The organism is Burkholderia sp. Se-20378 (genome assembly GCF_017104665.1).
Lineage (GTDB): Bacteria > Pseudomonadota > Gammaproteobacteria > Burkholderiales > Burkholderiaceae > Burkholderia > Burkholderia lata.
Genome location: NZ_JAAGPG010000521.1, coordinates 1 through 5,512, shown reverse-complemented (window position 1 = coordinate 5,512; position 5,512 = coordinate 1). Strand labels below are relative to the sequence as shown.

The 5,512-nt window shown below is 68.7% G+C and carries 5 protein-coding genes; 1 reads left to right on the top strand and 4 read right to left on the bottom strand.

All coding sequences use genetic code 11. The features are described from left to right. A partial coding sequence (locus tag G3N93_RS32755) for a helix-turn-helix domain-containing protein (protein ID WP_241026790.1) occupies positions 1-648 on the bottom strand: 648 nt, incomplete at its 3' end. A 430-nt stretch (positions 649-1,078) separates the two neighbouring features. Here G3N93_RS32755 and G3N93_RS32750 point away from each other — a divergent pair. Continuing rightward, entirely contained in the window at positions 1,079-2,929 is a 1,851-nt protein-coding gene (locus tag G3N93_RS32750; RefSeq protein ID WP_174947376.1) for a M24 family metallopeptidase, read from the top strand. Between the two features lie 19 nt (positions 2,930-2,948). On the opposite strand, the gene G3N93_RS32745 is transcribed toward G3N93_RS32750, so the two are convergent. The 3 genes from G3N93_RS32745 to flgM form a co-directional block, all read right to left on the bottom strand. Next, entirely contained in the window at positions 2,949-4,304 is a 1,356-nt protein-coding gene (locus G3N93_RS32745; RefSeq protein ID WP_206134814.1) for an SGNH/GDSL hydrolase family protein, read from the bottom strand. A 176-nt stretch (positions 4,305-4,480) separates the two neighbouring features. Further along, positions 4,481-4,921 carry a flagella synthesis protein FlgN gene (locus G3N93_RS32740; protein ID WP_166962587.1) on the bottom strand — a complete coding sequence of 147 codons (441 nt, stop codon included), beginning with the start codon at positions 4,919-4,921 and terminating at the stop codon, positions 4,481-4,483. A gap of 70 nt (positions 4,922-4,991) precedes the next feature. Further along, positions 4,992-5,318 (bottom strand): flagellar biosynthesis anti-sigma factor FlgM, encoded by a 327-nt coding sequence (gene flgM, locus G3N93_RS32735; RefSeq protein ID WP_174947381.1) that lies wholly within the window; start codon positions 5,316-5,318, stop codon positions 4,992-4,994. Positions 5,319-5,512: the final 194 nt, after the last annotated feature.

Sequence of the window (5,512 nt, the reverse complement as noted above, 5' to 3'; positions counted from 1 at the left end):
GCGGCGGCTCACGCGCGGCTCGTCCGGCGTCGCACGCGCAACGGGCGCCGGTTTCCCGAGGTCCATCGTCGCGGACACGAACCCGGCGCCACGGTCGTCGAACAGCGGCAGCGTGCCGACCGCGATCACCTCGGCCGGCCCGTCGCCCACGTTGGCGACCCGATGCCGCTTGCGCGCATCGAAGTGCAGCGAGTCGCCGGGCGACAGCGGGTAATCCTTCTTGCCGACCGTGTAGCAGATCCGGCCGGCCAGCACGTACACGAACTCGTCGCCGCCGTGCGCGACCCATTCCGAGCGGTAGCCTTCCATCATCTGCACCTTGAGCGCGTTGATCTGGCTGCCGTCGAACGTGGTGGAGAGGCGTTCGTACCACTGCGACGTGGCGTCGAGCGCGTACGGCTTGCGGCGGCCTTCGTGCGAATCGGGCTGCGCCTGGCGCGGCTGGTCGATCAGCGCGCCGAGCGGCACGTCGAGCGCCTTCGCGACGTTGACGAGCGACGACAGCGAGATGCCCGTGAGGTGGCGCTCGACCTGGGACAGGAACCCGACCGACAGTTTCGCCTCGGTCGCGACTTCCAGCAGCGTCTTCTTCGCTTCCCGGCGCAGGCGGCGAATGCGCTGGCCGATACGCATGATGTCTGAATCCATGAATCTCTTTCGTGACAACGAGTCGGGAGGCGAGCGGACGGGCGGTGCAGCCGCCGGACAGGGAATTCCGCGCATCGCACGAAGCACGGCCGTCGGGACGGCGATGCCGGCGAATTGTACCGCGCGGTTTCGCCGGATGAATTCCCGTTGTGCCGGGATGCGCAGGCGCCGCGCCGATTTTAGCCCTACGAAAATTTTAGCTTGACCTCAATTTCGGCGTGCTCTAGATTCTGTCGCGAGTATCAAAAAAAGTTAAGTGGGACGAAATTTTTTTCAAGGCCTGCTGCCGGAACGGCACGGCGGCCCGGTGCCGTGCTGCGCCGGACTGCGCGGCCACCTGCAGCGGCGCCGTGCCGCGTCAGGCCCGCCCCGGGCCTGCACCCCGCCGCGTCACCGCCGGCCGCCGACAACAATGCATAACGGGCTTCCGATGATCGATCGACTGAAATACAGCTTCTCCGGCCTTCCCCCGTACGACGCGTCCGTCGCCGACACCCAGGCCGGCCTGTCGCGCCTGCTCGAGGCCGCGCGGCTCGACGCGGTGCTGGTCACGTCGCAGGACGAATACGTGACCGAGTACCTGCCGCTCGCCAACAATCCGCGCTACGCGGTGTCGGGTTTCGACGGCTCGGCCGGCTGCGGGATCTTCCTGAGCGCGGCGACCGCGCAGGCGCTCGATCTGCCCCCGTTCGTGCTGTTCGTCGACGGCCGCTATCACCTGCAGGCCGAGCAGCAGTGCGATCCGGCGCGCGTGCGCATCGAGAAGCTCGGGATGAACGTCACGATCTGGCAGGCGATGGCCGACTGGCTGGTCGCGCACGGCAGCCGGCTCGCACGGGTCGGCTACGATGCGCTGCGGATCAGCGTCGGGCAGCGCGATCGTCTGTTCGAACAGACGCAGGCCGCGTCGCTCGACTGGACGAGCCTCGCCGACCGGGAAATCGATCGCGCGATCGCGTTGCCGGGCTGGGTCGTCGAGCGGCCGATCTTCGAAGTGCCGGAATCGGCGACCGGCCTGAGCGTCGCGCAGAACCTCGACATGCTGAACCGTCAGCTCGCCGCGCAGACCGGCGCGCCGGACGGCAAGACGGCGTTTTTCTCCTGTGCGTCGGACGACCTCGCGTATCTGCTGAACAGCCGCGGCTATCACATCCCGAATGCGTCGTCGCACCTCGGCTTCCTGTTCGCGGTCGGCGGGCAGGTGGCGTTGTTCCTGCCGGAAGGCTGCGACCGCTGCGAGGTCACGCTCGCGTCGTATCCGGCGCTGCACGTGATCCGGCGCGATGTCGCGGCGCTCGAGCGCTTTCTTGCCCAGTTCGACGTCGAGCACGTGTGCTACGGCTTCGAATCGGTGAATTGCGCGCTCGTCGACGCGGTGAAGCGGGTGTGGCCGCACGCGCGGCATGCCGACTTCAACCCGGTCGAGGCGATGCGGGCCGGCAAGACGCCGGCGGTGCTCGACCGGTTCCGCGACGCGTTCGCGCGCAGCTCCGCGGCGATCGCCGAGACGATGCGCTGGGCGAAGGCCGGCGAGCCGGGCACGCGCCACACCGAATACGACCTGGCCCGCACGATCAACGACGCGTACGGCGCACGCTCGGCGGTGGCGCTGACGTTTCCGTCGATCGCGGCGAACGGCGCGAACAGCGCGTTCGCGCATTACACGGCGGCGAGCGCCGACGTCGAGCTGACGGAAGGCGAACTCGTGCTGCTCGACAGCGGCGCCTATTACGAAGCCGGCTTCGCGACGGACTGCACGCGCGTGGTGCTGCGCCGGACCGACCCGGATACGGTCGCGCAGCCGTGGCAGCGCGAGATCTACACGGTCGCGCTGAAGGCCTGCATCAAGGGGCTCGTCACGCGCTTCCCGAGCACCGCAAAGGGCGGCGACGTCGACGCGGTCGTGCGCCAGGTGTGCCGCGACCACGGCCACGATTTCGGTCACGGCACCGGGCACGGCGTCGGGATTCACGTGCACGAGGGCGGCGTGCGGTTCGCGCCGGGCGCGAAGTACGGGCTCGTGCCGAATGCGGTGATTTCGGTCGAGCCGGGCATCTACGTGCCGGGCAAGGGCGGCGTTCGGATCGAGAACATCGTGATCATCCACCGGGACGACGCGCAGCCGGATACCGTCACGTTCGAGAACATCGTGACGGTCGGCTACGACTGGGACCTGATCGATCTCGACCTGCTCGACGACGACGAGCGCGCGTACCTGCGCGACTACGAGCGGCTGTGCGTCGAACGCGGCACGCAGGTCACCGCGTGTCCGCTGCTGTAAGCACGGCCGCTCGCGCCGGTCAGTTCAGCAGGCGTGCACGCACGAACGGCGCGATCCGCTCGGCAAGCCACGCGTGCGTGCGCGTGGTCGGGTGCAGCGTGTCCCAGAACACGAAGCGCGCCGGGTCGCGGCAGTCCGCACGCGGCGTCTGCGCTGACAGGTAGGTGAGCGACGACGGTTTCGGGATGTCGAGGCATGAACGCTTCGCGTCGTCGAAGCTGTACTGGGCCGGATGGCTCAGCAGGTCGTCGAACAGCGCATACGCATCGAACACCTCGAGCCGCAGCGTCGCGCCGTGGCGGGCGCGCAGCGCGGCGGCCGCGTCGGCGAGGCGCTGGTTGTAGTCCTTGACCTGCGCGGCGACGCTCGCGGTGTCGGTGCGGGTCGCGAACACCGGCGCGCGCGACACGTCCGGCAGCGTGACGAGCATGATCCGCGTCGCGCCAGCCGCGGCGAGCCGCTCGAGGCTGTCGCGCACCGCATTCGCCGCCTGCTCGGGCGAGCGCCCGTAGTTCACCAGATCGTTGCCGCCCGCGAACACCGCGAACAGCGTGTTGGCGGGCCGGTAGTCCGGTGCGCGATCCATGTATTCGCGCCACGAGTCGATCTGCTGCACGAGGCCCGGCACGACGAGATACTGGTCGGTCGCCGCACCGCCGATCGCCCAGTTGTAGAACGGCAGCCGCAGCGCGTTCGCGAGATATTCGGCCCACACCGGGCCGTTGCTGAAGCGTCCCGCCTGCCAGCTCGTGCCGTTCGGCAGCTTCCACTGGCTCGCGTTGAACATGTTCTGCGTGTCGGACAGGCTGTCGCCGAACACGATCAGCTTGTTGACGCGCGCGTCCTGCTGCGCGGCGTCGATGGTCCACACCGTGTAGTTGAACGACAGCGCGTTGTTGGCCGCGACCGCCTGCACGAGGTCGGTCTTGATGCCTTTCGCGACCAGCGTCTTGCGGCACACGTCGGCGAGCGCGTCCTGCGTCGTCGTGCTGTAGAACATGTTCTTCCACTGCGTGATGCCGTCCGCCCACCAGTAGCCGGACACGCGATACCAGTCGCCGCCGGCAGGGTTGCGCGCCCATTCGTAGGTTGCGGCCGGCTTGAGCGGGTCCGCGTCGATCCGGTACCAGCAGCGCAGGTACGTGTAGGTGTCGGATCCGCGGCGCGACGCGCGCGGCGGCGTGCGAGGCGCGCTCGCGGCGGCCGGCGGCACGACATCGGGGCCGGCCGGCGACAGCGACATGTCGCCCGTCGGCGTAGGCAGCGGCGCGGGGCCGGCGGCCTGCGCGACGGGGAGCGTCAACACGGCGCCCAGCGCCGCGACGGCGGAAACGGCGGCAACGCGGGATGAAAACGGAATGCGGAAATATGGCATGCGGCCCTCTTCTGATTGTTGTAACGGGACGGCGCGCGGCTGCGCAGCCGTGTATCGGAAGGGACCGTGGGTGCCGGGCTCGGGCCCGGTCTGTCGAAACGTGAGGTGCCGCGAACGGCGGCGAGAGGCGGAAAGTACGGTGGCGGCGTCGTGCCGCCAATCAGTCGGTCAGTGCTTCAGCGCGTGAGTGCCGACACGCGCCCGTCGGGGCCGTAGACGCCGGCCGGCGCGGGCGCCGAGCGCAGTACCGCGAGCGCGCGCTCGTTGTAGTCCATCCGGATCCGGATCAGCATCCCGTTGTTCGCATTGGCCTGGCGCGCGCGTTCGGCGGACTGCTGCAGCAACTGCCAGCGGCCGGCGAGGCGGGCATCGCGCTCGGCGGCCTGATCCATGCCCTTCTTGCCGGACGGAAAGCCGAGGGCGGAAAGCTGCGTGTCGCGCGTGCGTTCGAGCTGCGCGAGCCGGTCGATCAGCTCGCTTTTCTTTTCGACGATCCCGGGCAGCATCTCGAGCGGCTGCGCCATCGTCAGCGCCTTTTCCTCGTACGCGAGCAGAGACGCGAACGCCTCGACCGTCGCGTGTTCGTCGTTGACCGTGGCCAGCAGCTCTTCTCTCATCGCGTCATGCTCGTCGCGCCGGCGCGGTTACGCGCCGGCAAACCGGGGGACCGGCCTCGCGAGGCCGGCTTCAACTGCCCGGGCGCTGCTGCTGCAGCAGCTCTCGGGCGGTATTCAATACGCCGTCGGCGATCTTGTTCGCATCGATCGTCAGCGTGCCGTTGTTCAGCGCGTCCTTGATCGACTGGACCAGGCCCGTGTCGATATCGCCGCCGGACGCGGATACCGAACGCAACTGGCCGGACAGACCCGACAGGTTCACGGTCGTGTCACCGCCGGTCGACCCCGCGTCGGCCGCCTGTGCGGACGAGGACGAGGCCGCGCCGGATTGCGCACGGGTCGCGCCGTTGCCGGTCGGCGCCAGGGGGCTCGGGTTCGGAGTGGAATCGATCTTCACGATGGGTTTCCTGTTCGGTTTGACCCAGATAACGGCCGGGTCGGCCCGAACTTTAGCATCGCGAGCCCGAAATGCCCCGAATAAACAATTCTTTACATTCTTGGGGCGGGATCCGCCCCTACAGCGGAATTTCCACGGTGCCGGCGTCCTTGACGATCGCCGTGACGATCTGGCCCGCCGCCATCCGCACCCGA

Bases quoted from the DNA above. Each gene is read 5' to 3' on its own strand.
- G3N93_RS32745 (WP_206134814.1), bottom strand. From the start codon at position 4,304: ATGCCATATTTCCGCATTCCGTTTTCATCCCGCGTTGCCGCCGTTTCC.
- G3N93_RS32750 (WP_174947376.1), top strand. From the start codon at position 1,079: ATGATCGATCGACTGAAATACAGCTTCTCCGGCCTTCCCCCGTACGAC.
- G3N93_RS32740 (WP_166962587.1), bottom strand. From the start codon at position 4,921: ATGAGAGAAGAGCTGCTGGCCACGGTCAACGACGAACACGCGACGGTC.